The sequence below is a fragment of the Neptuniibacter pectenicola genome, from assembly GCF_001597735.1.
GTDB classification, from domain to species: Bacteria; Pseudomonadota; Gammaproteobacteria; order Pseudomonadales; family Balneatricaceae; genus Neptuniibacter; species Neptuniibacter pectenicola.
Map to the genome: position 1 here is coordinate 1 of NZ_LUTS01000104.1, position 347 is coordinate 347.

A 347-nucleotide genomic window follows, 5' to 3' on the forward strand; every position below is an offset into this window, starting at 1 on the left:
TTACTGGCACCGCAAGCTACTGATCTCCACCCCTTTTCTCTCCCCTTTCCCCCTCCCTCCCCCCCTTCCTCTTTTTCCCCTCCCTTCTCTCTTTCCCTTTTCCTCTTTCCTTCTCCTCCTCTTCCCTCCTCCTCTCCTTCTCTTCCCCTCCCCCCTTCCCTCTCCTCCCCCCCTTCTCCCCCCTCCCCTTCCCCTCCCCTTTCCCCTCCTCCCCCCTCCTTCCCCCCCTTCCTTTTCCCCTTCTCTCCCTCCCCCCCCCCTTCCTCCCTTTCTCTTCTTCTTCTCTCTCCCCTTCCCCCTTCTTCTTCCTTCCCTTTCTCCTCCTCCTTTTCTTTTTCTTCTTTCTT

1 protein-coding gene is annotated in these 347 nt (G+C 58.2%); it reads right to left on the minus strand.

What is annotated here, in order from left to right; genetic code table 11:
• Positions 1-16: 16 nt before the first annotated feature.
• A partial coding sequence (locus A3773_RS19870) for a hypothetical protein (protein ID WP_197462859.1) occupies positions 17-347 on the minus strand: 331 nt, incomplete at its 5' end.